Source organism: Paenibacillus sp. FSL R7-0128, from assembly GCF_038002245.1.
Lineage (GTDB): Bacteria > Bacillota > Bacilli > Paenibacillales > Paenibacillaceae > Paenibacillus_AQ > Paenibacillus_AQ silagei.
In genome coordinates this window covers 6,352,700-6,379,605 of sequence record NZ_JBBOCD010000001.1, presented here as the reverse complement: position 1 = coordinate 6,379,605, position 26,906 = coordinate 6,352,700, and the positions used below count along the sequence as shown (strand labels likewise).

At 54.8% G+C, this 26,906-nt stretch carries 21 protein-coding genes; 12 read left to right on the top strand and 9 right to left on the bottom strand.

Annotation, left to right across the window (positions count from 1 at the left end; all coding sequences use genetic code 11):
• Positions 1–109 precede the first annotated feature (109 nt).
• The 6 genes from NST26_RS26985 to NST26_RS26960 all read left to right on the top strand — a co-directional run bounded on the left by NST26_RS26985 (position 110) and on the right by NST26_RS26960 (position 6,533).
• On the top strand, positions 110–1,513 hold the full coding sequence (locus tag NST26_RS26985) for an ABC transporter substrate-binding protein (RefSeq protein ID WP_340980261.1): 1,404 nt from the start codon (positions 110–112) through the stop codon (positions 1,511–1,513).
• A gap of 21 nt (positions 1,514–1,534) precedes the next feature.
• A complete protein-coding gene (locus NST26_RS26980) occupies positions 1,535–2,422 on the top strand; it encodes a carbohydrate ABC transporter permease (protein ID WP_036732595.1) in 888 nt (295 codons plus the stop codon).
• Positions 2,419–3,249 carry a carbohydrate ABC transporter permease gene (locus NST26_RS26975; protein ID WP_036732596.1) on the top strand — a complete coding sequence of 277 codons (831 nt, stop codon included), beginning with the start codon at positions 2,419–2,421 and terminating at the stop codon, positions 3,247–3,249. Before NST26_RS26980 ends, NST26_RS26975 begins: the two co-directional genes overlap by 4 nt.
• Positions 3,250–3,267: 18 nt before the next feature.
• Positions 3,268–5,109, top strand: a complete 1,842-nt coding sequence (locus NST26_RS26970) for a glycoside hydrolase family 127 protein (protein ID WP_340980260.1) — start codon at positions 3,268–3,270, stop codon at positions 5,107–5,109.
• Between the two features lie 33 nt (positions 5,110–5,142).
• Positions 5,143–6,033 (top strand): glycoside hydrolase family 43 protein, encoded by an 891-nt coding sequence (locus tag NST26_RS26965; protein WP_235192081.1) that lies wholly within the window; start codon positions 5,143–5,145, stop codon positions 6,031–6,033.
• 326 nt (positions 6,034–6,359) lie between these two features.
• Positions 6,360–6,533, top strand: coding sequence for a hypothetical protein (locus NST26_RS26960; protein WP_209875854.1), 174 nt, complete (start codon positions 6,360–6,362; stop codon positions 6,531–6,533).
• A gap of 32 nt (positions 6,534–6,565) precedes the next feature.
• Here NST26_RS26960 and NST26_RS26955 read toward each other — a convergent pair whose 3' ends face one another.
• The 4 genes from NST26_RS26955 to NST26_RS26940 form a co-directional block, all read right to left on the bottom strand.
• Positions 6,566–8,731: a glycosyltransferase gene (locus NST26_RS26955; protein ID WP_340950379.1), complete on the bottom strand. Its 2,166-nt coding sequence runs from the start codon at positions 8,729–8,731 to the stop codon at positions 6,566–6,568.
• Between the two features lie 518 nt (positions 8,732–9,249).
• Complete coding sequence (locus tag NST26_RS26950) at positions 9,250–10,887, bottom strand: glycosyltransferase (protein WP_340980258.1); 1,638 nt, start codon at positions 10,885–10,887, stop codon at positions 9,250–9,252.
• A complete protein-coding gene (locus tag NST26_RS26945) occupies positions 10,887–12,956 on the bottom strand; it encodes a glycosyltransferase family 2 protein (RefSeq protein ID WP_340980256.1) in 2,070 nt (689 codons plus the stop codon). Before NST26_RS26945 ends, NST26_RS26950 begins: the two co-directional genes overlap by 1 nt.
• Positions 12,957–13,118: 162 nt before the next feature.
• The gene (locus NST26_RS26940; RefSeq protein ID WP_340980254.1) at positions 13,119–14,018 is read right to left on the bottom strand and encodes a DUF6385 domain-containing protein; all 900 of its coding nucleotides are present in this window, start codon (positions 14,016–14,018) and stop codon (positions 13,119–13,121) included.
• A 794-nt stretch (positions 14,019–14,812) separates the two neighbouring features.
• Here NST26_RS26940 and NST26_RS26935 point away from each other — a divergent pair.
• The 3 genes from NST26_RS26935 to NST26_RS26925 all read left to right on the top strand — a co-directional run bounded on the left by NST26_RS26935 (position 14,813) and on the right by NST26_RS26925 (position 16,786).
• Entirely contained in the window at positions 14,813–15,349 is a 537-nt protein-coding gene (locus NST26_RS26935; RefSeq protein ID WP_339250980.1) for a hypothetical protein, read from the top strand.
• A gap of 23 nt (positions 15,350–15,372) precedes the next feature.
• The gene (locus NST26_RS26930; RefSeq protein WP_339250978.1) at positions 15,373–15,951 is read left to right on the top strand and encodes a hypothetical protein; all 579 of its coding nucleotides are present in this window, start codon (positions 15,373–15,375) and stop codon (positions 15,949–15,951) included.
• Positions 15,952–16,114: 163 nt separating this feature from the next.
• Complete coding sequence (locus NST26_RS26925) at positions 16,115–16,786, top strand: alpha/beta hydrolase (protein WP_340980253.1); 672 nt, start codon at positions 16,115–16,117, stop codon at positions 16,784–16,786.
• Positions 16,787–16,965: 179 nt separating this feature from the next.
• Here the strand turns inward: NST26_RS26925 and NST26_RS26920 are convergent, their stop codons facing one another.
• Positions 16,966–17,994 carry a LacI family DNA-binding transcriptional regulator gene (locus NST26_RS26920; RefSeq protein WP_340980252.1) on the bottom strand — a complete coding sequence of 343 codons (1,029 nt, stop codon included), beginning with the start codon at positions 17,992–17,994 and terminating at the stop codon, positions 16,966–16,968.
• 116 nt (positions 17,995–18,110) lie between these two features.
• On the opposite strand from NST26_RS26920, the gene NST26_RS26915 reads away from it, so the two are divergent.
• Positions 18,111–19,811: an alpha amylase N-terminal ig-like domain-containing protein gene (locus NST26_RS26915; RefSeq protein WP_340980251.1), complete on the top strand. Its 1,701-nt coding sequence runs from the start codon at positions 18,111–18,113 to the stop codon at positions 19,809–19,811.
• Positions 19,812–19,871: 60 nt separating this feature from the next.
• Here NST26_RS26915 and NST26_RS26910 read toward each other — a convergent pair whose 3' ends face one another.
• Positions 19,872–20,981: a M23 family metallopeptidase gene (locus NST26_RS26910; protein WP_340980249.1), complete on the bottom strand. Its 1,110-nt coding sequence runs from the start codon at positions 20,979–20,981 to the stop codon at positions 19,872–19,874.
• Between the two features lie 233 nt (positions 20,982–21,214).
• Between NST26_RS26910 and lipA the strand changes: the two genes are divergently transcribed.
• Both lipA and NST26_RS26900 read left to right on the top strand, forming a co-directional pair.
• Positions 21,215–22,120 carry a lipoyl synthase gene (gene lipA / locus NST26_RS26905; RefSeq protein ID WP_340980248.1) on the top strand — a complete coding sequence of 302 codons (906 nt, stop codon included), beginning with the start codon at positions 21,215–21,217 and terminating at the stop codon, positions 22,118–22,120.
• A gap of 310 nt (positions 22,121–22,430) precedes the next feature.
• Positions 22,431–23,108, top strand: a complete 678-nt coding sequence (locus NST26_RS26900; protein ID WP_340950388.1) for a YutD family protein — start codon at positions 22,431–22,433, stop codon at positions 23,106–23,108.
• Between the two features lie 149 nt (positions 23,109–23,257).
• Here the strand turns inward: NST26_RS26900 and NST26_RS26895 are convergent, their stop codons facing one another.
• From NST26_RS26895 to NST26_RS26885, 3 genes are all read right to left on the bottom strand, one after another.
• A complete protein-coding gene (locus NST26_RS26895; RefSeq protein ID WP_036722086.1) occupies positions 23,258–24,709 on the bottom strand; it encodes a S41 family peptidase in 1,452 nt (483 codons plus the stop codon).
• Positions 24,710–24,743: 34 nt separating this feature from the next.
• Complete coding sequence (locus NST26_RS26890) at positions 24,744–25,922, bottom strand: stalk domain-containing protein (RefSeq protein WP_340950390.1); 1,179 nt, start codon at positions 25,920–25,922, stop codon at positions 24,744–24,746.
• A 172-nt stretch (positions 25,923–26,094) separates the two neighbouring features.
• Entirely contained in the window at positions 26,095–26,892 is a 798-nt protein-coding gene (locus NST26_RS26885; protein WP_036722084.1) for an NAD kinase, read from the bottom strand.
• Positions 26,893–26,906: the final 14 nt, after the last annotated feature.

Here is a 26,906-nt window from a genome sequence, read left to right as displayed (position 1 = left end):
TCCAAAGAGATTAGGGTTATGTAAGCGCTATCTTATATTTTATAATAAAGACATCATAGACTGCAGCTATGAACCCGTTGAACTTAGAAATCGAGAGGGGCTTCCGAATATGTCGCAACCCAGGAAATCAGTCTTCATCACATTGGCTCTGGTTCTGATGCTTGCCGCCGTGCTGTCTGCGTGCTCGAAGTCTAATACTGCAAGCCCTGACACTTCCGCATCTTCCGGGAATTCCGGATCGAAGGAGAATATTAAGCTGCGGATGACGGTCTGGGGCTCACCGGAGGAAGTGGCTCCTTATAAAAAAGCGATTCAGAATTTCGAGGCCAAGCATCCGAGCGTTAAGGTCGAGCTTCAGCATATTGCCGCCGATTATGATACCAAGCTGACGACTATGGTCGCCGGGAATGATGTTCCGGACATTGCCATGATGGAATCGGGCACCATTGCTTTTCCGATGGCGGAGCAGGGCAAATTCTATAATCTTCAGGAATTCCTGGATACGGATGCCGATATCAGTCCGGATACACTGGTTCCCAATATTACCTATTCCCTGGAGCCGGGCAATGTTATCGGAATCGGCCCCGGCCCCGAATCCTTCGCCTTGTTCTACAATGAGGATATCTTCAAGGACGCCGGCATTGAACCTCCTCCGTCGAATGTGGCGGATGCCTGGACCTGGGATGAATTCGTTGAGGTGGCCAAGAAGCTGACGGTGGACATGAACGGCAAAACAGCGGACCAGGAAGGCTTCGATCCGACCAGAATCAAGCAATATGGAGCAAATATCTCCACCTGGTGGGGGGTGTACAGCAACTTCATCTATTCCAACGGCGGGGATTTCATCTCAGCGGACGGCAAAACCTTCGGGCTGAACCAGCCGGAGGCGGTGGAAGCCCTTCAGAAAATATCCGATCTGATGAATGTGCATCATGTCTCCCCTTCACCCGTGCAGTCCAAGAATATTCCGGCAACGAATGTAGCGCTCCAGACCAAGAAGGTGGCGATGACTGTAGACGGGCAATGGGCAAGCGCAGGCCTCGCCCAGTCGAACTTCAACTTCAATGTCGGGGTCATGCCTGTAATGAAGGAGCCGGTCACCACCGTGGTCTGCGGCATGTTCTCCATTTTCAAATCCACCAAGCATCCCCAGGAGACCTGGGAGCTGCTGAAGGCGCTGCTCGATCCCGAAGCCTCCATTGACATGCTTACAGCCGGAACCTGGATGCCATCTCCCAAGGACTGGTACACCGATCCTGCGCTACTGGCCAAATGGACGGAGAATCTGGACGCCAGACCGTCCGGCTATAAGGAAGCCATTGTCGATGTGATTCTGACCAAAGGGCATCAGACCCCGACCGGCTATGTGAAGAATTTCAACAATATTATGGACTTGGTCAATCCTGCGCTGGATAAGGTGTGGCTCGGCCAGCAGACTGCCCAGGAAGCGATGGACTCCATCGCGGCAAAGGTCCAGGCCCAGATTAAGGGACGGCGCGATATCAAGGAATAATCAACAAGACTGGAGGCCAGTATGCGAAAAGGAATGTTCTACGGGCTGCTGTTCACCGCCCCCGCCATCCTTGGGTTTGCCATTTTTACGCTGGGTCCCATGATCGCCAGCCTGGTGCTCAGCCTGACTAACTATAATGTGTTCAAAGAGCAGACCGCTTTCACCGGTCTGGATAATTACCTGCGGCTGTTCTCAGGTGAAGATGAGCTGTTCTATAAATCGCTGGGGATCACCTTCTATTTCGTCATACTGCGTGTGCCTGCGGTGATTCTCCTCTCCTTCGGGATCGCGCTGCTATTGAATCTCAATGTGAAGGGAAGGGCTATCTTCCGTACGATCATCTACCTGCCGAGTATTGTTCCGGCGGTGGCCTCGGCCATGATCTGGATGTGGCTGCTTAACCCTGACCTGGGCCTCATCAATTCGCTGCTGAGCCGCTTGCATCTGCCGACCAGCAACTGGCTGTACGGGGAAGGCAGCGTGATCCCCTCAGTCGTACTTACCACGCTCTGGGGGATCGGCAGCACGGTGATTATTTTCCTCGCCGGACTATCCGGCATCCCCCGGCAGTATTATGAGGCCATTGAGGTGGATGGAGGGGGCTGGTTCCGTAAGCTGAGCCATGTGACGGTTCCGATGGTCACCCCGACAATCTTTTTCAATACAATCATGACGATTATCGGTTCCTTCCAGGTCTTCAACGAAGCCTACATTCTGACGCAGGGCGGACCGAATAACCGGAGTTTGTTCTATGTATTTTATTTGTGGAGAACAGGCTTCCGGGATGCCGAGATGGGGTATGCGTCCGCGCTGGCCTGGATCTTGTTCGTCATTATTCTGTTCTTCACCTTCATCGTCTTCAGAACCTCGAAGTCATGGGTGTATTACGAAGGGGGGGACCGGGCTTGAGGCCATCGAAGCTTTCACTTACCGCAGGTTACGGGGCGCTGATCCTAATCTCCTGTATGTTCATCATTCCGTTTGTCTGGCTGATCCGCAGCTCGCTGATGAATTTATCGCAAATATTCACCATGCCCCCCGAATGGATACCGAAGCCGTTTCAATGGGGCAATTTCCATAAGGCGCTTACGGTGCTGCCGTTCGATGTTTTCTTCAAGAATACGCTCATCATCGTGGTCACCGTGCTGGTGGGAACCGTAATTACGAGCAGCATCGGAGCCTTCGGATTCTCACGGATTCCTTGGAAGGGCAGGGATGCGGTGTTCGCGGTCCTGATGACCAGCATGATGCTGCCGGCGGCGGTGACGATGATCCCAAGCTTTCTGGGCTGGCAAATGATGGGGTTCTACGATACGTTGTATCCGCTGATTGTGCCCGCTTATTTCGGCGGGGGAATCTTCAACATCTTCCTTCTCCGGCAATTCTATCTGAGCATTCCGCGCGATTTCGATGAAGCTGCCTATGTGGACGGGGCGAATTACTGGCAGATCTATACCCGGATCATCTTTCCCCTAAGCCGTTCCGCGATTATCGTAGTGGCCTTGTTCAGCTTCCTGGCCTCCTGGAATGACTTCATGGGACCGTTGATCTATCTGAAAAGCGACAAATGGTTCACCCTCGCGCTGGGCCTGCAAATGTTCCAGGGCACCTATACCGCGCAGTGGGATCTGCTGATGGCGGCCTCGGCCACTGTCGTTCTGCCTTGTGTCATTGTGTTTCTGGCCGGACAGCGTTACTTCCTGGAGGGCATAACCTTAACGGGATTAAAAGGATAAAGGAGGCGGGGAACGGAAATGGCAGAGCAACAAGCGAAGATTCATGCCTGGCAAGATGTGTCCTTCACCTGTGTAACTATCAATGACGAGTTCTGGAAGCCGCGCCTGAAGGTGCTGAGGCAGACCACGCTGCCGGATTGCCTGTCCAAATGTGAGGAGACCGGCCGCATCAATAACTTCGCCAAGGCAGCAGGACTGCTGGAAGGGCATTACGAAGGCAAATATTATAACGACTCAGATGTCTACAAGGTGCTTGAAGGCATTGCCTATGCGCTGATGTCAGAGCGGGATGCGGCGCTGGAGGCTGAGGCTGACCGGATCATCGGGCTGATCTCGGCTGCGCAGGAAGAAGACGGCTATCTGTGTGCGTACTTTACCCTGGAGAATCCCCAGGGCAAGTGGACAGACATGGAGAAGCACGAGATGTACAACGGCGGCCATCTGATCGAAGCGGCGGTTGCCTATTATGCAGCCACCGGCAAGCGCGAGTTGCTGGAGGTGGCCTGCCGTCTGGCCGATCATGTTGACGAGGTCTTCGGCCCCGGCAAGCGGCACTGGGTGGAGGGGCATGAGGAGATCGAGCTGGCACTGGTGAAGCTGTACCGCGTGACGCAGAGTGAGCGCTACTGGAAGTTGGCACTCTGGCTGCTGGAGGAGCGAGGCCATGGCTATGGTGTTGGCGCGATCTGGGATAATCCGGAGTGGGGACCGGCCTATTGCCAGGACGATGTCCCCGTCCGCGAGATTAAGCAGGTCACCGGCCATGCCGTCCGTGCCATGTATCTGTATACGGCCATGGCGGATATTGTCCATGCTTCAGGAGATTCCGCTTATACGGAGGCTCTGCACAGGGTCTGGACACATACGGTTGAGCGCAACATGTATGTAACGGGCGGCATCGGGCCGTCCAGGCACAATGAAGGCTTCACCTCCGATTATGACCTGCCTAATGAGACAGCCTATTGCGAGACCTGCGCCGCCATTGCCATGGTGTTCTGGAATCACCGGATGAATCTGACGTTCGGGGACGGTAAATATGCCGATGTGGTAGAACGTGAGCTGTATAATGGCGCTTTGTCGGGAATCTCCCTGTCCGGGGATCAATATTTCTATGAGAATCCGCTGGCTTCCCAGGGCGGGCATCATCGTGTCCCATGGTTTGAAACCTCTTGCTGTCCGACCAATCTGGCCCGCTTTCTGCCATCCCTGGGCCAGTACTCCTATGCTGTTACAGAGGATGGCCTGGCGGTGAATCAATATATGAACAGCGAAGCGGAGCTTAGGCTTGCCAGCGGGCTGGGCGTCAGGCTGAAGCTAAGCACCCGTTATCCCTGGGATGGCCGGATAGAGCTTGAGGTGAACCCTGCTGCAAGCGCCGAATTCAGTATCCGGCTGCGGGTGCCGGAGTGGTGCAGCGGGTACCGGGTGGAGGCAGGAGGCATCAGCATCGGGGAGGCGGAAGCCTTGACGCATCAGGGGTATATGGTGCTCGAGCGGAACTGGTCGCCGGGGGATACGGTGGTGCTTGAGCTGGAGCTGCCCGTGAATAAGGTGCGGGCCAGACCGGAGGTGGAGGCGGACAGAGGGAGGGTTGCCGTGCAGCGGGGACCCGTTGTATATTGTCTGGAGCAGACGGACCATCCCGGCAGTTCCTATGATGCCTTCTCCCTGCCGGCCGGAGCGAGGTTCCGGGTGAAGCATCTGCCGGAGCTGCTGGGCGGGGTGACGGTGCTGCAGAGCCGGGATGCAGACGGCAGGCCGCTCAGGTTCATCCCCTATTATGCTTGGGACAACAGGGAGCCTGGTTTCATGCAGGTCTGGGTGCGGGAACGGGAAGGAAGTGGCCTGTACGGCTATTGAATTCGCTAGTGCAGAGCAAAGGAGGAGATTCGCTTGCGCGGAATTACGAACCCGGTTATCCCGGGCTGGTATGCTGACCCGGAGGCCAGAACATATGGGGGCAGGCATTATGTGTATGCCACCAGATCCTTCACGGAATATACCCGGCAGATGAATCTGGATGCCTTCAGTTCCGGGGATCTGGTTCACTGGACGACCCACGAGGGGATCATCGAAATGGATGATTTCCCCTGGATCTGGAGAGCGGTATGGGCTCCGACCCAGATTGAGCATCACGGCCGGCATTATCTGGTCTTTGCCTCGAACGATATCCAGAAGGACGGCGAAGCCGGCGGGCTGGAGATTGCTGTTGCGGATGCTCCCGAAGGCCCCTACAGAGGGTATCTCCACCGGCCGCTGATCGGCGGGTTCGTTCACGGCGCGCAGCCGATCGACGCTCATCTGTTCAAGGATGATGACGGTGCAATCTATCTGTATTACGGGGGCTGGGGGCATTGCAACGTGGCCCGGATGAATGAGGAGATGACGGGGTTTGTTCCGTTCCCGGACGGAGAGGTCATCCTTTCCGTCACCCCGCCGGGTTATGTGGAGGGGCCGTGTATGATCAAGAAGGACGGCCTGTATTATCTGATGTGGTCAATGGGCGGATGGACCAACGGGACCTACCGGGTCGCTTATGGCGTAAGCGACAACCCGCTTGGTCCATTCCCGAACCTGGGGACCATACTGGAGAGGCAGGAGCCGGTGGCGGAAGGCCCCGGCCATCACGGATATTTGCATCTGCCGGACCGCGATGAATGGCTGATCGTCTATCACCGCAGACTCATCGGAGACCGGGAGCCGGGCAACCGCATGTTATGCATCGACAGACTGGAACTCGGTGCAGGCGTTATCAAGCCGGTAAGGATGACCGACCGGTGGTAAGCTTGTCGGCTTATCGTAGGTGAATACAGGAGGAATGAGGCCTTGGCTTATGACGGGGCCTTTTTTGTAGTGGTGCCGGAGAGGAATGCGTCATTCAATTAATGTTATTACCCCTGTATTCCCATAATGTTGTACAAATTGCAACTCGGAAACCGGGATATCCGGGGATATGATAGAGTTGTTGTATAAAATGCAAGAATTGCCCCCCGCTGAGCGTTTGGAGGATGAAAAATCCTGCTTTTTATGCAGTAACTTTGAAATGTAGCCGGGATGAGCAGGGTAATGTTGTATTTTGAGCAGGATTTTCACTGGGAGGTTGGGGACGAATGCAAAATATTCATGATAATGAAATTATTTCTTATAAGGTTGATTTGCAAAAGTCAAAAATTACATTCCAAACATTGGGCGGCAAAGACAATTCAGTTCCCGTCATGATTGAGTTCATTGATGTCTTGGCGCATATGTTTGAAACGCAGTTGCAAGGGAGTATTAATGAGTAAAGCTTTGAAACCAAGCGGAGCTTCAGACATTGTTACCTCCCGTCATCCCCACCCTGAAGCACCGACTTCACAAGCAGCAGCCACGGAATGCTTCCAGTAGCGGCGATGCTCCCCTCCGGGTGAACCTCCGCTGCAAGCAGCAGCATGTAATAACTGAGGCCAGTGATTGCGGCAGCGCTGCCGGATTGCAGTAGCGTCTGTTCATCGTCTGACGTAAGCTGTGGAGCTTGCCCGCAGGATTGAGCTATGGCTGCATAGAGCAGCCATTCGGCAGCATCCCCGGGCAATCTATGGTGCTGAGATTGCCCGGTATATTCCGCACACCACTGTAATCTAAATGAAGCAGGTGCATGCAGCATTCCTTGCAGCAGTGGCAGGGGAAGTCTGCTCCAGAGAAAGTGTGCAGCGCCAAGCGGCCTGTCAAGCAGAAGCAGGAGCAGTGTGTCCCAAGCGCCTGCTTGAAGCAGCAGTTGTGCTGTGTAAGAAAAATCTGTAGAGCTAAGCGGTGTGTCTGCGCGGTATTCCGAATCGGCTAAGCTGCCGATATCGGGGGCCGGGAAGGAACATTCTGCCGGAACAGAAGGGTCTTCTTGTTCTTCGGCTTGGCATTGTGGCAGCCTGGAATGGCTGGTTTCAGCATGGGGGGAGGCGACTTGGCGCTCCTGCATGCTGTTAGAGCCTGCCCGATGCTCCGCCGGGCCGGGCTGCTGCCCCGCCAGCCGGCGGTGCATGGCTGCAAGCCCGGGCGGCAGCTCCGCCAGCCGCCCCAGGCCTTGTCCTGCCGCGGCGATCCCGCTGTTGCGGCAGGACAAGGCCCACAGATAGCCGGATACCCACGGGTTATCCGGCGCGCCTCTCTGCATCCGCGCAAGCTCAGCGGATGCGGCCCCGGGCTGTTCCGGGTCGCGGAACAGCGTCCCCAGCAGCACCTGAAGCACCTGCCGGATATCCTCCGGCAGATGCGGTGCTGCGAGAAGCGCCGCCAGCCACGGGGCGGCGCGGGCATTGAGTGCGGCCGGCACCAGCCGGATCAGCACTCGCCGGGGCAGGGCAGGGAGCAGCTGACGCGTGAACACTGTCAGCTGCTCCGCTTGCCCGGACAGCAGGCACAGCGTGGCCAGCTGCTCCCAGGCGGTTACGTCATCAGGCGCGTAGCCGATCGCCTGTCTGTAATGCTCCATTGCTTCCGAGTAGAGGAACAGCCGCTCGCAGACCCGCCCGGCGGAAAGGCGGGTGCGGTAGGTTCCGCTGCCGGAGGAGGAAGGGTATTTATGTGCGGTATCCCCGCTGTCCAGCGCCTGCTGGAGCAGAGGGTATGCCCGCCATACCTGCCCTTGCTCCAGCAGCAGACCCGCATAGCTCTCCAGCAGATCAGTGAAATCTGCGTACAGCCCAATCCCGGCCTGATAGACAGACTCCGCGTCCGCAGGCCGCCCGCCCGCTTGGAGGGCAAAGGCTGTTTTGAGATACAGGTCGGCGGTATAGCCGGAGTCGGGCGGAGCTTCTTCCAGCAGCGGCAGTAGCAGGTTCGCCGCAGCCGGGTACTTGCCCTGCTGGTAATATTCCGTCCCCAGTGCGTACCGCAGGGGAACACTGCCGGGCTCAAGCTCTAGCGCAGCATGGATCAGCTCCAGATTGCGGCTGGCTTTATTTTTGCGCTGAAGCTCATCATCCAGATAGCCGTAATGGTGGACAGGCAGACGGGCATAAGCAATATGTCCTCCGGGGAGGCTCCAGATGCTGGAGGCTACCTCTTCATGAATGCTGCCGCGAAAACAGATACGTACATCGTTTCGGAAGAGTCTGCACACATTGTCTGTCACGTATTCGCGCCCGGAGGCATCACCTACATAATGAATAAAAGGCAGGAAATACCCGTCCGCATGCTCCGATTCCAGCAGAAGCTTTAACTCCTCTGGCTTCCAGTCAGCAAGGGCTTCATCTGCATCCAGCACCAGAATCCACCCATAGGAGGCCAGCTGTAGGGTATGATTACGGGCTTTGGAGAAATCGTGTTCCCAGGGCAGCCTGATTACCCGGGCACCGAACCTGCCGGCGATAGCCATACTGTTATCCTCTGATCCGGTATCCGCGATAATAATCTCCGAGACCATACCCTGAACAGACAGGAGGCATTGCTCCAGATGTTGCGCCTCATTCCTTACGATCATGCAGAGCGAGATCCCGGGAGTATCCATGGTCTATACGCTCCTTTCTAACAGTATCTGATTGAAAAAGCGGGAGTGCAAAGCAAGCGGGTATACCCTGACGGACTGGAGAGCCGTTATTTTCAAAAAAACAGCACTTTTTACGGAGTTGCGGACTCAGAGGAACCTATTATCACTCTAACCGATGATTTAAGGCAGCATATCCGCCTTTAAGCGCCGTGGAGTCCGTAACTCTTCCCAGTCATGCGTTTTCTGCAAAATAAACGCTCCTCAGTCCGCAACGCCCAGGCAACTGACACTCTGCTGAATAAAAACGGACTATGCAGGGATAGTTGCAGAACGTACACCTAAAACGAGCGAAAAGGCACACTTTCATTGTATAACTGTAGTCTGTACAACTAAATCTGCCCAAAAAGGGGAGAGGGAAGAATCAACGGATGTTTAAATGTACGAAGTACAACTAAACCGGAAATTGGCGAGCAATCAGGCGTTTTAGTTGTACCAAATACAATTAAGGCTTATCGCAACTCCGATCATCTGATGACATACTAATCGGTTGATCTGGGAAGCGGAAGTGTAAGACGGACTGCCGCAGCCGCTGGTGAATAGATTGCCGAGGTTGCGAGCGCAGCCAGAACCTTGTCAGCCAAAAGAATCAAGGGCTGCACAGCCGCAGCAATAGCAGATAAGGGGAGTGAGGTGTTCCCGTCCGCCGGGTTAACTGCAGGATGATTTAGCAGCCCGGTGATATCATCGTAGCTCAGCTCAGCTGCGGAAGCTGCTTCCGCCCGTTGCAACAGCTTCAACAAATCAGCGCTAGGCGGCACCTCAAGCGCTGCATCATCTACCGCTCCAGCACCTACCCCAGCATCGATCTCACCCGCACTCTGCGCCGTAGCATCCACCGCTCCCGCCGCCACACCAGACCCCACACCGCCCTCAAGCATATCAGCCGCCGCTGTGTAACAGCCATCCCTTACCAGCAGGCGCAGTAGCTCCTGGCGCTGCTCCGTCAGGATGCCGGGCAGCTGCCCGGCCAGCCAGCCGTGAAGCTCGGGCTCGCGGCCCGTGCATTTGAACAGGCGCGTGAGCCGGGGAATCAGCAGCCAGGGCTCCGGCTGGAGCTGGGCTGCCCTGGTGAAGCAGGCTGCCGCTTCATGGTCTTCGCCGATCTGCTGGCAGACCTGCCCCAGCAGCGTGTGGGTGAGATAGGTGCCTAACCCGGATTCTGTATGATAGAGGGGAGGGGAGGCTCCGATCTGCAGTGCCCTGCATAGCGCAGCCTTGGCTTCGGCTAAGGCTGATACCTGCAGCAGCAGCGCACCTTTGAGATGGTGAAGATCGGGATAGTCCGGGAAGAGCGAGCTTCCCTGCCCGCAGGCTTCCAGCGCAGCCGGGTAATCACCGGTTACCGCCAGGCAGCGGACTTTGTATTTATAGAGCAGATGAATATAGCTGGTGCCCGGCTCGGCCAGGTTCAGCGAGGTGCCGATATGCTCCAGCGCCTGCCCGTAATCGCCAAGCCGCATATATTCAACCGCCAGATTGAAATGCTGAAAAGCATCTCCGGGACTCTCCTCCAACTGCTGCTTCAGCAATCCGAGATTACGGCTGATTTTATCTTTTCGCTCCACAACTCCGTCGGCATAGCCGTAGTGATGAACAATCACGGTGCTCATATGCATCGCGGCCGCCGGGGTCTCCTGCACAATGGAAGCCGCAATCTGCTCATGAATAATGCCGCTGAAGCGATAATTCGGGCTGTTCTTGAACATACGGAGGATCGGGTTAACCGTAAGGGTCTGCGAAGCGCGCTCCATCCCCTGATGATTATGAATCCGCACAAAAAAAGCCTCATACTCCGTATGCTTCGCGCACACCAGCAGCTCATCCCGGCTCCCCGGATCCAGTTCCTCGTCTGCATCCAGCACCAGAATCCAGGTACCCTGAACCAGGGCCAGCCCGGCATTGCGTGCGGCGGCAAAATCCCCGTTCCACGGGTAATCGATGATCCGGGCACCGAAGCTGCGGGCAATGGATCGGGTGGCGTCGGTGGAGCCGGTGTCCACAATGATGATTTCATCCGCAGCCCCGCGCGCACTCCGCAGACAGCGGGCCAGGTTGTCGGCTTCATTTTTGACAATCATGCATAAGGAAATCAGCGGTTGGTGTGGTTTCGTGGTCATTAGCTCAGACCTGCTCCTCTCTGCCGTTGGGTGTAATTCCACTTCGTATGCCAAGGGGTGCGGCGCAGCACCGCGATGGATTGAACCACCGCTGCACTGTCCTCCTGAAGCGGGCCATGAGGCGGTTGCCCCTTCCCCTGTAGTCGTTCTACAGCTTCTGCGAGACGCTGCTCCGCCAGATGAAGATAACAGAGCGCTAGTCCGGTGCTAACTGCATCGTCTGCAGGGGATTCCCCCAAGGCAAGCCGGTACCAGCTGGCAGCTTCCGCATAATGTCCTTTATCGATGAGCAGTTCTCCGAGATACCGTAGGGTTGCCCCTGAAGCTTCCTTGCTGCCTGCAAGGCCAATGAACAGTTCCCCCGCTTCTGCACGCCAGCCTTCCTCATAGAGCGCCTCTGCCAGAGTGCTTGTATGCGCTGGGAAGCGTTCAACGAGCCGCTTGCCCAGGGCGATGAACTGGTGCTTCACAGCAAGCCGGATGACCTCGGCAAGCAGAGGGGATTCCCCGAAGGCGGCGAACTCCGCTTGCTGCACGGCAGCATCGGACGACAACCTTGCATCGATCTCCAGCAATTCGGAACGCACTTCCGCAGGTGATTGCAGCCAGAGCTCCTCTTGCAGCTTCTCGCCCAGTTCCCATGTCACCATGGCTTCAAGGAGCCATAGCTGCCGCACCGTTTCTGTGTTCAATCCTCCGGCTGAGAGCTGTAGAGTGCCGGCCCGCAGCTTGTCGGCTGTCTTCCTGAACGAATGATATTTTCCGGTAATGATCCAGGAAGACAGCAGGAACAGCAAGGTGTCCTCCTCCAGCGGGCAGACCGCAGGCGGCAGCTCTGCAATTGCCTTATAAGCGCCCAGCCGATATAAAGTACCGATAATTGCGGTTCTGGCAGCACGCTGTGCTGTGCCGGTCAGCTGTATCAAGAGTGCGGCGATCTCTCCCTCCGGCACCTCCAGCTCCTGAAAAGCAGCAGCGATCCCCTCCAAAGCGGGGAGATACAGGGAGTGCTGCTGAAGCGCACGATGATACAACTGCGCGGCCTCCTTTTGCTTCCCGAGCTGCTGGAAAATGGCCCCCATCCGGTGCAGCGGGCGGAAGCTGTCCATGCCCTGTTCAGTGACGTATGCTCTGCGCGGAGTCGGGGCAGACGAGGTATCTATGGCGTGCTGGTAAGACTGGACGGCGCGCTCATAGAATCCTTGGTTCTCCCACGACTGGCCCTGCATGTAATGCAGGTCGGGATAATCTCCATAACGTGTCAGCTCGCGGGTCAGCAGGCTGTCGACCGCTTTCACATTACCGGCGGCCAGATCAATTTTGCACAGATCGCGAATGATCGAGGGACGGTAAGAAGCCTGAAGCGGAGCGAGGGTAAGACTCTGGCGCAGCAGTTCTCCGGCTTCCTCCAGCCGTCCGTCCTGACAGCAGGTGACTGCCAGATTATAACGGCTGAACACATCGTCAGGCTCTTCCGCAAGCGCAAGCCGCAGCAGGTGCTCGTTGCGGCTGATTTTATGCTTGGCGCGCATGACCGGGGGCAGGTAGCCGAAGTGAAGAATCTCTATTGGACTGGCCTCGATGGAGGCGGACCCATGTTTTGTGAGAATAGAGGACTCTACACTTTCGTGAATTCTCCCGCTGAAAAGATAGCCCTGCCCACCCCGGAACAGCCGCACAGGATGGTGATACAGACGATCCTCGGGCCTGCTTCCCAGCAGGTTCTCTATGCGCACCGTGTACGCTTCGGCTGTGCTGCCTCCGAGAATCTCCTTGATTGAATCTATGGAAGTCTGAAGGATTTCATCTGCATCCAGGACCAGTATCCAACTGCTGGCCGCATGGGAGAGACCGGTATTGCGTGCGTCTGAGAAATGGTGGTTCCACTGGGCTTCAATGACCGTTGCCCCGTATCTCCGGGCGATTTCCACGGACTGGTCCGTGGAGCCGGTATCGACCACGATGATTTCATCGGCGCCCTGCAGACTAGCTAGGCAACGTGGGAGCAGCTCGGCTTCATTGTTGACTATGAGCTGTACTCCTAGTGTAGGTTTGGCAGATTGATTCAAGATCGTTCCTCCTTCGCGGGCCTTAATTCCTCCGGGTATTCTGCAAAAATAAGAATGTACATGCGTTGCTGCCGTCTTATGTAGATGCGGAATAACGCACAGCCAAGAGTACATGGGTATCCATGCACTCTTGGCTCCTGCATCGTATGACGGAAATTATGCTTACGTTCCTTGTGCATCAAAAATAACATTAAGCGTAGAAGCCGCACCCGGCGTGGCGGATTGATAGGAGAGGCGGGTGTATTTCAGGAACCGGGCAGGCACAATAACGTCTACAGAACCTGCTGGCAGCGGATTGTCTCCGGTCGTATCGACGAAATAGTTGGTTCCGTCTGCACTGATCTCGACCCGTGTATTCACCGGATTGGCTCCGGTATTCACAATGAAGTAGGAATAGGTGCCAAGGACACTGGTATTGTTGGCCGGCAGCGGCGTATAGGTATCCGAGGTTGCAATTGCCGTTGTAGGCAGCTCAATGAAGCTGCGCTGGGAAATAGACGTTACGCTGCTCAGAGTACCAGCAGTGATAGTCGCACCAAGCACGCTAGTAATGGTACCATCCAACAGGTTGGTCACCGTACCAGCGGATGTTAAAGTACCAGCAGTGATAGTCGCACCAAGCACGCTAGTAATCGTACCGTCCAACAGGTTAGTCACCGTACCAGCAGATGTTAAAGTACCAGCAGTGATAGTCGCACCAAGCACGCTAGTAATGGTACCAGCGAGGATGTTCGTTACTGTACCAGCAGATGATAGAGTACCAGCAGTGATAGTCGCACCAAGCACGCTAGTAATCGTACCGTCTAAGAGGTTGGTCACCGTACCAGCAGATGATAGAGTACCGGCAGTGATAGTCGCGCCAAGCACGCTAGTAATCGTACCGTCTAAGAGGTTGGTCACCGTACCAGCAGATGATAGAGTACCGGCAGTGATAGTCGCGCCAAGCACGCTAGTAATCGTACCGTCTAAGAGGTTGGTCACCGTACCAGCAGATGATAGAGTACCGGCAGTGATAGTCGCGCCAAGCACGCTAGTAATCGTACCGTCTAAGAGGTTGGTCACCGTACCAGCGGATGTTAAAGTACCAGCAGTGATAGTCGCACCAAGTACGCTAGTAATCGTACCGTCTAAGAGGTTGGTCACCGTACCAGCAGATGTTAAAGTACCAGCAGTGATAGTCGCACCAAGCACGCTAGTAATCGTACCGTCTAAGAGGTTGGTCACTGTACCAGCAGATGATAGAGTACCGGCAGTGATAGTCGCACCAAGCACGCTAGTAATCGTACCGTCTAAGAGGTTGGTCACCGTACCAGCGGATGTTAAAGTACCAGCAGTGATAGTCGCACCAAGCACGCTAGTAATCGTACCGTCTAAGAGGTTGGTCACCGTACCAGCAGATGTTAAAGTACCAGCAGTGATAGTCGCACCAAGTATACTAGAGATGGTGCCGTTCAAAATGACGGTGGTCAGGTTCCCGCTGGTATCCGTAGTTAGCGGCCGGTCGATCAGGGTCGAGGGGTCCCGCCCAAAAATAAGTGTGCGCAAATTATCCGGATTGGCCTGAAATGAACTGAAATTTGGCAAATGGAGTCATCCTTTCTGTGGGCGATTTCTGCCGTCAGCCTGCTCATGAAAAGACCCAAACCGTCGTCTGGGTCCATAAGCATGTATAGGCTGCCGGGTTAATAGAGAGAAGCATGAGTTGGACAGGACCATTCGAATGGTGTGATATTAGGATATGGAGCTTTTAAGAGAATGACTGGGTTAGCCCTGCAAAAATACGCAGCCGCCAAACAACCTGCCGGACAGCTTCGCATACTATGAAAATATGCTAGACCGACAGAAGGAGTGAGAATATGCCGAATGAGACTGTATTTAATCAGAATAGCCAGCCGCTGTATACCGAGCAGGTTAACACCTATATTGCACCCGGGATCGATACTCTGCCTGAAGCGGGAGCCGCGATGTCAGGTTTATTGTTTGGGATTCCTTTTGCCTCCACGGTGGGTACTTCAACCCCGCTTGTCATGCAGATAGCTAATCCCGGCGGCAGCGGACGTACCTTGTATATCTCCCGCATCATCGCAAGCACGGGAACAGCGTCGGTCACCTTAACCTTGCTGCGTAATGCAACGGTGAGTGGATCAACAGTCACCCCGGTCAACTATAATTTCGGGAGCTCGGTCACAAGCGTCGGCACTGCCCGGACCGCAACGGCTGCGCCTACAGGTTCTCCGGCAACATTAATGTCGATGCTGCTGGCCATAGGTCCGGTCATCCTTAATATGGACGGCAGGATGATCCTGCCTCCCGGCAACTCTCTTACGATATCGGTAACCATTGCGTCAGGGAGTACTGCGGCAACAGGCAACATCAGCTGGTGGGAATTTTAGAACGGAAGAGGAGGAGAAGAACCATGCCCAACAACTATGTAATCAATGACAATGACCAGCCGGTCTATGTGGAAATGACGAACACCTTCCGTGCCCCGGATATCAGTGCCCCGCCAGAGATCAGCGCTTCGCAGGCCGCCGTATTATTCTCGGCGAATGCCTCGAACTCGGCAACGATCGTGCTGTCGCTTCTCTCGGCTGTTATTTCAGTCCGCATCAGTAATCCTGCGGGCAGCGGCCGGACCTTGTATCTGTCCCGGATCAGCGGCAGTATCGGCGGCACCTCGGTGCTGACCTCGATCTCTGGCAGCTTTACCATTGTCAAAGGAGGCACAATTTCTTCACCGTCCACGGTGACGCCGGTAAATAATAATCTGGCCAGCGCGGCAGCAAGCAGCATGACGGTCCAGTCCTCCACCGCAGCTATTTCCGGGGGCAACGTGCTGGCGAGTTATCAGATTGCTCCGGGAGTGTTCAGTCCGGCTTTTACTGGCAGTATTATAGTCCCTCCGAACAATGTCATCAGCATCAGCGTAAGTTCATCAAGCGCGGCAGTCGGGACGATTATATCTGCGCTAAGCCTGAACTGGTGGGAGAGATAGCGGGCCAATGCTTCAGTACCTCTATAGCCGCTTTGAGAGAATAGACTTTGAAATTGTAAGGGGGGTATATTCACGCTATGCAAAACCGTGCCCACTTGACTTCAGCGTGGTTAAGGTTTATTTTTCTATAAATGGATGAATTAGAAGATTGGGAGGAGGAAGCATGGAGAGCTGTCTGTTTATACACGGCTTCACCGGAGGCGAATACGAGATTTCTCCGCTTGCGCAGTTTCTGGAGGCGAACGGATATGCGGCCAGAATGTTTACCTTGCATGGACATGGAGGCAGCAGAAGGGAGCTGCTCCATTCAAGCCGGGGGGACTGGCAGCTAAGCGCCGAGGAGGAGCTGAAGCAGCTATTCTCAAGCGTCGAAAAAGTGCATCTGATCGGCTTCTCTACCGGAGCGCTGATTGCATCTCGGCTATCCGTTCAGTATGCTTCCAGGATTCAGTCGCTCACCTTGTTGTCAACCCCGGTGTATCCGCTCAACCCGGCCGAGATTCTGCGCACACTGGTCCGCCCGGAGATGCTCCGGAATTATCTCAGCAAATGGGGTTCTACACCCATGAGAGCCACGCGGGAGTTCCAGCGGCTGGTGCGTGAGAGCTTCGAGGTTTATCCGCAGCTGAAGGTGCCGACCTTGATTGTACAGGGCAGGCGGGATCATCTGGTGAAATTCAAAAGTGCGGACTATCTCCGGCAGACGATCCCCTCGGAACGCAGACAGGTGCTGATTATGGAGCAAAGCGGACATATGGTCTGCCATAGCGCGGAGAGTCCCGCCATGATGGATGAAGTGCTCCGGTTTATCCGCCGCGCCGGCGATTCCGGGTAGACGAAGAACCCTTCCAGGGCTGGAAAGGGTTCTTCGGTCTGTCGCTGCTTTTATGATTATACGTTGACATTGAGGAGGGGGCGTGGTATTTTCAGCTTAAGGAAACCGGTTTCCTATTGAAAAGGATGATTACCGTCCTCCCGCTATTCTTCTATTCCGTTATTGCGTGATTCCGTTAGTTATTCCGCAGCATCTCCGCCGCTTCGCTTGGAAGATAACCGGGGAATCAACTCCGGCTCCAGCAGTTGTCCGCTCACAGCAGCTTCTTTGTTATCCAGCTTGTCCATTAATAATCGTCCTGCGGATGCGCCGAGCTGGAAGGTATCCATATCGAGTGAAGTCAGCGGAGGAGTGGTGTAGGGGGACAAGGGATATTCATCGAACGTGGCAATGCCCAGCTGTGAAGGAATGGAGATATTCAATTCCCGGGCCGCCTGCAGCACGCCGTAAGCAGAGAAGTTACTCATGCAGACGATGGAGTCGGGGGGATTCGCACTTTGCAGGAGCTGCTTGGCTGCCTGATAGCCATCCTCCTCCACCGCCCGGCCATTGATGATCCAGCCGCTCTGCACAGCCATTCCCGCCTCGCTGAGTGCCCGCTGATAGCCGGCTGCACGGCGCAGGAAGAGCGGCTCATCCTTCTCGCCGCCGATGAAGGCTACAGACCGGTAGCCCTGGTCCAGCAGATGCCGGGTCAGCATGAATCCGCCCAGCTCATTGTCGCAATCGACCCAGATTCCCGGAGCGTTGATCTCACCGATGGAGATATAGGGGAACTCAAGCCGGTTCAGCTCCGCGCACAGCTCAGGAGTCAGCACCGAGGTGTTGGCAATAATGCCGTCCACCCGCTTATTCAGCACCAGCCTCTGCAGGAAATGCCCCTCCGCATGGTCATGCTGGATATTGGCAATGGTCAGCTCATATTTCAGAGGACCAATGATGCTCTCCACCCCGCCGATAATGTTATAAAAGAACTGATTGAGAAACTCGCTTTCCTTGGACATATCAATGAGGATAGCTATCGTATTGCTGCTCTGTCTGGCAAGTCCGGTGGCGATGCTGCTTGGGGTATAGTTCATCTGCTTGATGATGTCCCGGACCCGGGCCTTCGTTTCCTCGGATATTTTGGGAGAGTCGTTCATGACCTTGGATACAGTGGATTTGGCGACACCCGCTGCCTGGGCGATATCCTTAATAGTAACTTTCATAGCTTTCCCTCCCGTCCTTACGGTATGGTACGCCCTAATGGCGAACCTTGTTCTACCTGTCATAATAACACAGTTGCTGAGACTGCTCTATGCGGCATAAAAGGAGACTATACAGTATGCTTACCCGGTTATTCGTATATCACACAGCGGAGGACCCTTTTGCCTTCCCGGCAGGCCCCCGCCTGCTTAAACTCAGACTATTCGTGCAGAGCGGACAGTCCTTGTCCTGCACGGTTGTCCACGCTGACCGTTATGATTCACCCGGCCATGAGCTTCCGCAAGAGATGGAGCGGATCGGCTGTGCCGGAGCGTATGACATTCATGAAGCCCTTATTCCTGCCGAGACTGGCAAATGCCGGTATCTGTTCCACATCGGGAATCCCGCAGGTGAATACATATGGTATGGGGAGCGGGGAAGCTCGGAGAACAGGGACCAGGCGGGTGCCTTTCAATATGCCTATATTCACCGCCCGCAGGCTATTGCGCTGCCTGCCTGGAGTTCAGACACGGTGGTCTATCAGATTTACCCCGAGAGCTACCATCAGGGGACGCTTCAAGGCATTACAGACAAGCTTACATACTTGCAAGAGCTTGGCGTGACTGCTATTTATATGACGCCAATCTTTGAATCGCCTTCCGGGCATAAGTATAATACTTCCGATTACTATAAGGTAGACCCTGGATTCGGGACGCTTGAGGATCTGAAGATGCTGGTCGGGACTGCCCACCGGCTGGGAATGAAGGTTCTGCTGGATGCGGTCTTTAATCATTCCGGCGATACCTTTTTTGCCTTCCGGGATGTGCTGGAGCATGGGGAGGCTTCGCGCTACAAGGACTGGTTCTATATCCATTCCTTCCCGGTCAGCGGGGCGCCGGCTCCCGGCTATGAGACCTTCGCCAAGGCGGAGGCGAGTATGCCTAAGCTCAATATGGATCATCCCGAGGTAGCAGATTACATGATGGACGTAGCCAGGTATTGGGTGCGGGAAGCGGGGATCGACGGCTGGAGGCTGGATGTGGCCAACGAGGTGACTCCGGCCTTCTGGACAAGACTGCGTCGGGAGCTGAAGGCGGAATTCCCGGACCTTCTGCTGATCGGCGAGATTATGCATGCTTCCGGGCCCTGGCTGCGGGGAGACCAGTTCGACGGCGGGATGAATTACCTGCTGCGGGATGCGGTGCTGGAGTTTTTTGCAGCGCAGTCTGCGGGGCCGTCGCGGTTCATGGAGCAGCTGCTGCACCAGGAGGCCTTGTACAATGATCAGGCCAATTCGGCGATGTTCCAGCTGCTGGGCAGCCACGATACGCTGCGTTTCCTGACCGCCTGCAAGGAGGGGGGCCGGGGCTGGGACCGGGAAGCTACGGCAATGAGCCGGATGCGGCTGGCTGTCTTTTTCCAGATGACTTATATTGGGCTGCCGATGATCTATTACGGGGATGAGGTTGGAATGGAAGGCGCTACAGACCCGCATTGCCGGCAGCCGATGCTCTGGGAGGAGCAGGCTCAGCATACCGGACTGCTGGACTGGTACAAGCGGCTGATCTCGCTGAGAACAGAGCATGAGGTGCTGCGCCGTGGGGCCTTCCGCCCCTGGTTCACAGATGAGACGCGGGTGATCCTTGGCTATGTCCGGCGCAGCGGGCAGGATCGGATGGGGCTAATTATCAATAACTCCCCCAACCGCTACCATCTGGAGCTGCCCGCCTACCGTTCGGACACCAAAGTGCTGACTGAGCTGTTAAGCGGACTCACCCTCCGCAGCTCAAGCAAGCTTCTTGTGGAGATCGAGCCATTTGGCTGTCTGATGCTGCACTAACCTGTAACCTCTGTCCACGGTAAAAGAGTAACGGACTCTGAGGGACGCAGCAAGCGGGTGTTATTTCTTCTTTTTGTTTTGTCTCAGCAGCCGGAATTCCTTGTTCTCCCATTGCTTGAGCAGCGGATAAGGATCGAAGGCCCACTCCGTAATGCCGCGGTCACGGTAGATGCCATAATGCAGGTGGGGCGGGAACTTGCCCTGTGTGCCCGGGCTGCCATAACCGGAGCTGCCGACCCAGCCGATGGTCTGTCCCGGAGTGACAATATCCCCGCGCAGCAGGGACTTCTCATACCCCATCAGGTGGGCATAATAATGGTAGCGGTTCTCGATATCGCGGATACCGATGCGCCATCCGCCGTAGCGGTTCCAGCCCTTGGTCTCGACAATGCCGAAGCAGGTGCTGCGCACCGTCAAGCCATGCGGCGCGAACAGATCCGTACCTTCGTGAATGCGCGCGCCGCCCCAGCTCCGGCCGGTGCCCCAGGTGCTGCGGTAGGCATAATTAGTCCCGATCGGCAGCGGAAATGCGCTGCCGGACAGGTCCAGCCGTCCGAAATGCTCATATAGCTTGGCGAACTGGGAGACGCGCTGGGCGGCCCGCCCGTTATGATAATACTCCCAGATCCCTATATTGAAATCCGTAGCGGAATCCCCGTACTTGAGCAGGTGGCGGGCCATGCTGTAGAGCACATCGGCATCGCTCTCGGGATCGGCGATGCCGTCTCCCGAGCCGTCCAGCCCGAAGCCGCCGAAAAAGCGGATCGACTCCGGCTGCTTGTCGTCCTGATCCGGATTCAGCGGACCGGACCATACGGGCGCCGGAATCATAATTCCGGTAAGCCGTGGCTTAGCCGCTGCAGAAGTGCTATCTGCGGCGGCTGTTTTTTTGCTTTTCCTGGCGATGGACCGTTCATACTGATCGATGGCAGCGAAGCGGTACCAGGGAATGCCGGTTGCCGCACCCATCTGCTCAAAGAGCTGCTTGCGGTCAGCGGCGGCAGTCTCTTTGCTGTCTGCGGGAGCAGGACTGCCCGAGCTCAGTTCGGGAATTTTATGATAACGGGCAGCTTGGGTACTTTCGGCAGGACTACCGCTCCAGAGCAGGGCGGCGGCAGACATACACATCAAGGTTCTCCGGGTGTAGGGGCTCTTTATTAAAGCCAGCATGATCTCATCCTCCTGCGTTTGGGCGCATGAATTGCATATAGGTTTGCGGAAGCGGCACTCGGGCCAGATGCTTTTCTTTAGATTGAAGCAAAAGGACTTTTTTTATCCATGACTGCTCCAAGGTTCACAAAAACAGGCAAAGGACTACTTCACATGCTATAATATGAGGCAGCAACTTTTGACTGTGAAATAAATTGACATGACATTCAGCTCGAAAGCGGGGTCTCATCACTTTGACTAATCGAACAGCCAAACAGCCCAAGCCAGACTGGATCAAAATCAAGTTAACCACCGGTGAGGAATATCAGGAAATCAAGGGTATGATGCGCTCGAAGACGTTACATACCGTATGCGAGGAAGCACGCTGCCCGAATATTTATGAATGCTGGGCTAACCGCACGGCGACCTTCATGATTCTGGGGGATATTTGTACGCGCGCTTGCCGCTTCTGTGCGGTGAATACAGGCCTGCCGACCGAGCTGGACCTGCTGGAGCCGGAACGAGTGGCAGAGGCTGCCGAAGGCATGCAGCTTAAGCATTGTGTGGTTACGAGCGTGGCCCGCGATGATCTGAAGGATGGGGGTGCGGCGATTTTTGCCGAGACCGTGTCTGCGATCCGTAAGCGCCTTCCTCTATGCAGCATTGAAGTGCTGATTCCTGATTTTCTGGGGGACCGCGAGAGCCTGGAGACCGTGATGAACAGCCGTCCGGATATCCTGAATCACAATATCGAGACTGTGGAGCGGATGTCCGACCGTGTCCGGGCCAGGGCCAAGTACCGCCGTTCCCTGGAGCTGCTGCGCCGGGCCAAGGAGATGAAGCCGGAGATTCCGACCAAATCGAGCATTATGCTTGGCGTCGGTGAGGAGTGGGATGAGATTCTGCAGGCGATGGATGACCTTAGAGCCGTAGATTGTGATATATTGACATTAGGACAATATCTTCAGCCTTCGCCGAAGCATCTGAATGTGGAGAAATACTATCCGCCGGAGGAGTTCGCGGTGCTGAAGGAAGAGGGCTTGAAGCGCGGCTTCAGCCATGTGGAGGCCGGCCCGCTGGTGCGCAGCTCTTATCGTGCCCATGAGCAGGTGAAGTCTGCTGCGGTGGCCCGTGAGGCGCGTTCCGTTTCACAGGCATAGGTAGGTCTTTTAGTCTATTTGCGTTGGGTCCGATTTTATAAAAACTTGTGAAAACAAGTTTGCCGCGTGACGGAGTCACAGTAGATAGGTTTTGGTTTTAATGTTTGGATTTAGATTTAAAAAGGGGGAAAGGACCGATGCTGCGTAGCGGCGAGGTTCTTGGGTGACGTTTGCACCCCCTCACGTTGATGGAGTCATGGAGAGGGATTTTGAAATTGTAGGAGCGGCAGCGGCCGGAAATTCAAAATCCTGCGCAATGACGGCTTATCAACGCCCCCCTAGATATCATTGAAAGGCAGGCGACACACGCTTGATCGTTATAGGTGGAAAAGGTTACGAGCTGATGCTCGATCATAAGGATGGCTGGAACCCTGAGGCTTTTCGCGGAAGATACAGTGAAGTGCTGGACCGGTACGATTATATCATCGGTGACTGGGGCTACAGCCAATTGCGCCTCAAAGGCTTTTACCGGGATAATCACCCTAAAGTGAACCGGGACACGGCCATCTCAGGCATGGTGGATTATATTAACGAATACTGTAACTTTGGTTGTGCGTACTTTGTGCTGCATAAGCTGAAGGAGTCCCCGCAGGAGGGAAGCTTCAAGGATATTCTGATCAAGGAAATCCCGGAGCCGGAGCTAGACGAGGATCTGGAGCAGGATGCTGAACAGGTGGTGACGGTAAAAGAACACCGGGAGCCGCAGACCAAGGGTGCAGGCCGGGAGCATGTAACCAAAGACAGACCGGTGCGTGAGCACCAGAGCCGCAATCACCGCAACAAAGAAGGCCAGGGCAAGAAGAACCATAAAGAGTTCCAGGGCAGAGGCCAGCAAGGCCAACCGAATAATGCCCGGCAGAACAGAGAACACAAAGACAACCATTCCAACCGGTCTAACAAGCAGGCGAATCAGAATAAGCAGGATAGACCGGAGAAGCAGGACAACCAGAGCAGACAGGATAGTAACCAAAACAAGCAGGACAACTAGAACGATAGCCAATGGGGACAGCATGTACCCCCGGTTTCTCAATGTAACTCAAAAAGCCTCTTCAGCACACTAGCTGAAGGGGCTTTTTCTAATTCTATGGGCGGGCGAGAGGGCACGGGCCAAAGGTATGCGAAAAACCTCTGACGATTCTATTTCACAGCTAATTTCAGCTGTTTCAGTGAAGCATTGTAGCTCCATACGAGCGCAGGGAACTTTTTCTTGAAGGCATTCAGCTCGATGAAGGACTCTCCGTCCTGGAACAGCGCCTCCTTGGAGGCCAGGGTGAACCCGAATACGTTACCGGCGCCGGTGGTCAGCATTACCTTTTTATTCTTGGCATCCCAGGAGACCTCATTCTCCACTAGCGCGGCGAGGACACGGGAGGCAGCATACACCTTATCGCCCTGCTTGATCAGACCTACATTTCCGGCAAAAGCAGTGCCGTTGATATCCAGAATATGATGGTCACCAGACGCGACAATCTCTTTCATGCCGGCAATTTGCAGAGCGGTAATCAACTGGGCAGTTTTGCCCTTGACCTCGATATCAGGCGCAAGCCCGATATGGTTGAAGTCCTCCTTGTTCGGAGTCAGATACTTCATGGTGGTCAGCTTCAGCTCGCCGCCGCCGGACATGGGAATCAGGCTCTGAATCCGGGCCTTTCCGTATGAGCGTGTGCCTACAACTGTAGCCAGCTTGTTGTCACGAAGTGCACCGGTTAAGGCTTCGGAGGCGCTGGCCGTATATTCATTGGTCAATACGACCACGGGCACGCCGATCTTGCTGCCGTTCGTAATTGCGACCGGCTTCAGTGTACCGGTCTGATCGGAGGTGTACATCATAATACCGGAATCCATGAACTTTGAGACGATATTCTGGGCGCTGTCCATATAACCGCCCGTATTATCTCGCAGATCAAGAACCAGCGATTTCATGCCGCCTGAACGCATTTTGTCCAGCGCTGCGGAGAATTCCTCATCGGCAGTCTGGGTGAAGCCGTTGATGGAGATATAAGCAATTTTAGAGTTAAGCATCTTGCTGGTTACGGAGCTTGTAGCAATTTCACTGCGGGTTACCGTATAGGATTTGTTAGCTCCGTTTCTCTGAATCAGCAGAGAGACCTTCGTGCCCGCTTTGCCGCTCAGCTCATCGCCGTTCGTATCAGCCACCCGCACCCCGTTGATCTTGAGAATGGAGTCGCCGCGCTTTAGCCCTGCAGCCTCGGCCGGTGAACCGCTCATGACCTCTTCAATATATAGCTCTTTGGCCGTATACATCAGCCGGACACCGATGCCGACATATTCCAGATCGACCTGATGACCGAAGTCAGCAGCCTCCTCCTTCGTGAAGTATTGGCTATAAGGATCTTCCAATGTGCCTACCATACCGTCAATTGCACCGCGGATAAGTGTATCCTGGTCCACACCCTCAACGTTGTAATACTCCAGATATTGCATAATTTCATTGATGATCTCCGTCTTCGAGGCTTGCGCAGCTTCTGTAGAGGCAGCAGCATCTGCCGCTGAAGCAGCAGGGGCCCAGGCGATGGATAGTGCCAGACAGCCGCTTAAGAGTGCGGTAACGATTTTGGCTGATTTCATGAGTTCATTACATCCTTTAGATGAATTTTTGAATTTAGGACTGCGCGTCGAAGCCGATATGATAAGTAGTATCGATCGTCCAGGCACCGCTCTCCGGCTTCGAGAGCAGGAGGATCAGAGACTGGGTATAGGTCTCCTTCGATTCACCGTCCGTAATCACCACTTCCGTATAGACTGCGGCTTCATAGTCAGTGTAATAGAAGACATTGGAGGAAGACACCGCATAGCTCAGATCGTAGGTTTTGAAATAATCACGCAGCTCCTCTTTGTAAGAGTCATCCTCTTCCTTATCGTACGAGGTCATCACGGCAAGGACTGCATCTGCATTGCGGGCATTCATACCCTGGTAGTATTTGCTTAGCGTATCCTTAATTCCGGTCTGATCGCCCTGTGGAAGCACAGCGGGCTTCATGCCTTGTTCGCGCGTCAGCAGCACAGAGGATTCCTGCAGCTCCATTTCGGAGATCTTCCACGCGCCGTCTTGACGGACCAGTGTATATAAATATTCGTACTGCTCATCCGGAGTATAATAACCGCCGGTTCGTACTGCTTTTTCGACAGTATAGACTGTAGCTTCATTACCTGTAACACTGAGGACTTTAAGACTCTCAATCGTGTTCTTGATGTCATATAGCTCGAACTGGGAATTCATATTGCTTACAGCTTCTGGTTTGTCTGCCCCTGCATCGACAATCGAATAGAAGCTGCTGGCCTTCTCTTCATTATAATATTGGTTAGCTAATTGAATGATAGCCTTGATCTCCTGCTCACTGGAGGCGGAGGACGGCGATACGGTGATCTTCACGCTGCGGCTGGCTGCATCCCAGACCGCTGTGCCCCCGGTGGCTTCGGCAATGAAGCGCAAGGGTATGTAAGTGGTCCCGGCGTTCGATACAGGAGCGACTGTAAGCTGCTTGACGGTTCCATTGACGCTGGCCCGCTTGCTGCCTACCTTAAGGCTGATATCCAGCCCTGTTCCGGTGCCGGTTACCGTACCCGTCTTGGAGTCCCACAGCACCTGCAGGCCAAGCTTCTCAAAAACAACGCGGAAAGGCACGAGCACCGTATTATTCTTCAGATACGGAGTCCCTGCTGTGAAGGCAAGATTGCTGCCGTTAATATACACCTTAATGGGTTTGTCTGCGGCAAAAGCGGGAACCGCCAGCACAAGGGCCAGCAGGCTGATGCCTAGCAGGGATACTAATTTCTTCAATAGATTCGCTCCTTCAAATAGAAAACTTTGTAAAATAGAACCATTATACCATTTGGAAATTCCGTCTGTCTATTTATTCTACGGGATAATGCCAGGCTCAGTAGAGTTCCCGTCAGCCGGCATGATAAAGCCGGAGATCGGGAGCATCTCCGGCTTTATCGGCAAATACTAACTAGACCAAGAAGGCCTCCCGGACACGGTTCCAGAACGGGAAAGGGCGGTAACGGGCGAAGCTGATTTTTTTGTCAGCGACCTGAGCACGTACCGAAATCAGATCATCCACCGGAATATTATTATGGTCAATGGTCAGCAGCAGGCGCTGATCCTTGCGCGAGAAGATATCGCAGTGATGATGCTTAGGCAGCATTAGCGGCGAGCCCATGGTGCGGAATACCCGGTTATTAATGGAGGCAATTTCAGCAATCTGCAGCGCCTCGATCGAGGGGTGTACCATAGCGCCTCCCAGACTTTTGTTATAAGCGGTACTGCCGGAAGGTGTGGATACACACAGGCCGTCCCCGCGGAACATCTCAAAGGTCACATCATTAATATCCACCTGGATCACAACCGTCCCGTCCACGCCCTTAAGGGTGAATTCGTTCAGGGCAATGTGCTTGCTGGAGCCGGATTTCTTATGTATTTCCAGTTCGAGCAGCGGGTACTGTACGATACGGGGTTTATGCGGCCCAACCTCTCCGCACATGTAATCAATCAAGGACGGCAGCTCTTCGGCCTGCCAGTCCGCATAGAAGCCCAAATGGCCGGTATGCACGCCAACAAATGCGAGGTTCGGGATCTGATCGATAAACGTATGAAAAGCGTGCAGCATCGTGCCGTCACCGCCAATCGAGATCACGATTTCCGGTGACTTGGCATCCAGCTCCAGATTCCGGCCTTGCGCCAGCTTGTGAAATTGCTCCGCTAGTTGGATGGATAATTCATCTCCGCGGTCCAGAACATAATATCTCAAGGTGTACAGGCTCC

What these genes read in the sequence shown, in the direction of transcription:
- NST26_RS26985 (WP_340980261.1), top strand. Translation starts at nt 110, where the DNA reads ATGTCGCAACCCAGGAAATCAGTCTTCATCACATTGGCTCTGGTTCTG.
- NST26_RS26980 (WP_036732595.1), top strand. Translation starts at nt 1,535, where the DNA reads ATGCGAAAAGGAATGTTCTACGGGCTGCTGTTCACCGCCCCCGCCATC.
- NST26_RS26970 (WP_340980260.1), top strand. Translation starts at nt 3,268, where the DNA reads ATGGCAGAGCAACAAGCGAAGATTCATGCCTGGCAAGATGTGTCCTTC.
- NST26_RS26960 (WP_209875854.1), top strand. Translation starts at nt 6,360, where the DNA reads ATGCAAAATATTCATGATAATGAAATTATTTCTTATAAGGTTGATTTG.
- NST26_RS26955 (WP_340950379.1), bottom strand. Translation starts at nt 8,731, where the DNA reads ATGGATACTCCCGGGATCTCGCTCTGCATGATCGTAAGGAATGAGGCG.
- NST26_RS26950 (WP_340980258.1), bottom strand. Translation starts at nt 10,887, where the DNA reads ATGACCACGAAACCACACCAACCGCTGATTTCCTTATGCATGATTGTC.
- NST26_RS26935 (WP_339250980.1), top strand. Translation starts at nt 14,813, where the DNA reads ATGCCGAATGAGACTGTATTTAATCAGAATAGCCAGCCGCTGTATACC.
- NST26_RS26930 (WP_339250978.1), top strand. Translation starts at nt 15,373, where the DNA reads ATGCCCAACAACTATGTAATCAATGACAATGACCAGCCGGTCTATGTG.
- NST26_RS26925 (WP_340980253.1), top strand. Translation starts at nt 16,115, where the DNA reads ATGGAGAGCTGTCTGTTTATACACGGCTTCACCGGAGGCGAATACGAG.
- NST26_RS26920 (WP_340980252.1), bottom strand. Translation starts at nt 17,994, where the DNA reads ATGAAAGTTACTATTAAGGATATCGCCCAGGCAGCGGGTGTCGCCAAA.
- NST26_RS26915 (WP_340980251.1), top strand. Translation starts at nt 18,111, where the DNA reads ATGCTTACCCGGTTATTCGTATATCACACAGCGGAGGACCCTTTTGCC.
- NST26_RS26910 (WP_340980249.1), bottom strand. Translation starts at nt 20,981, where the DNA reads ATGCTGGCTTTAATAAAGAGCCCCTACACCCGGAGAACCTTGATGTGT.
- NST26_RS26895 (WP_036722086.1), bottom strand. Translation starts at nt 24,709, where the DNA reads ATGAAATCAGCCAAAATCGTTACCGCACTCTTAAGCGGCTGTCTGGCA.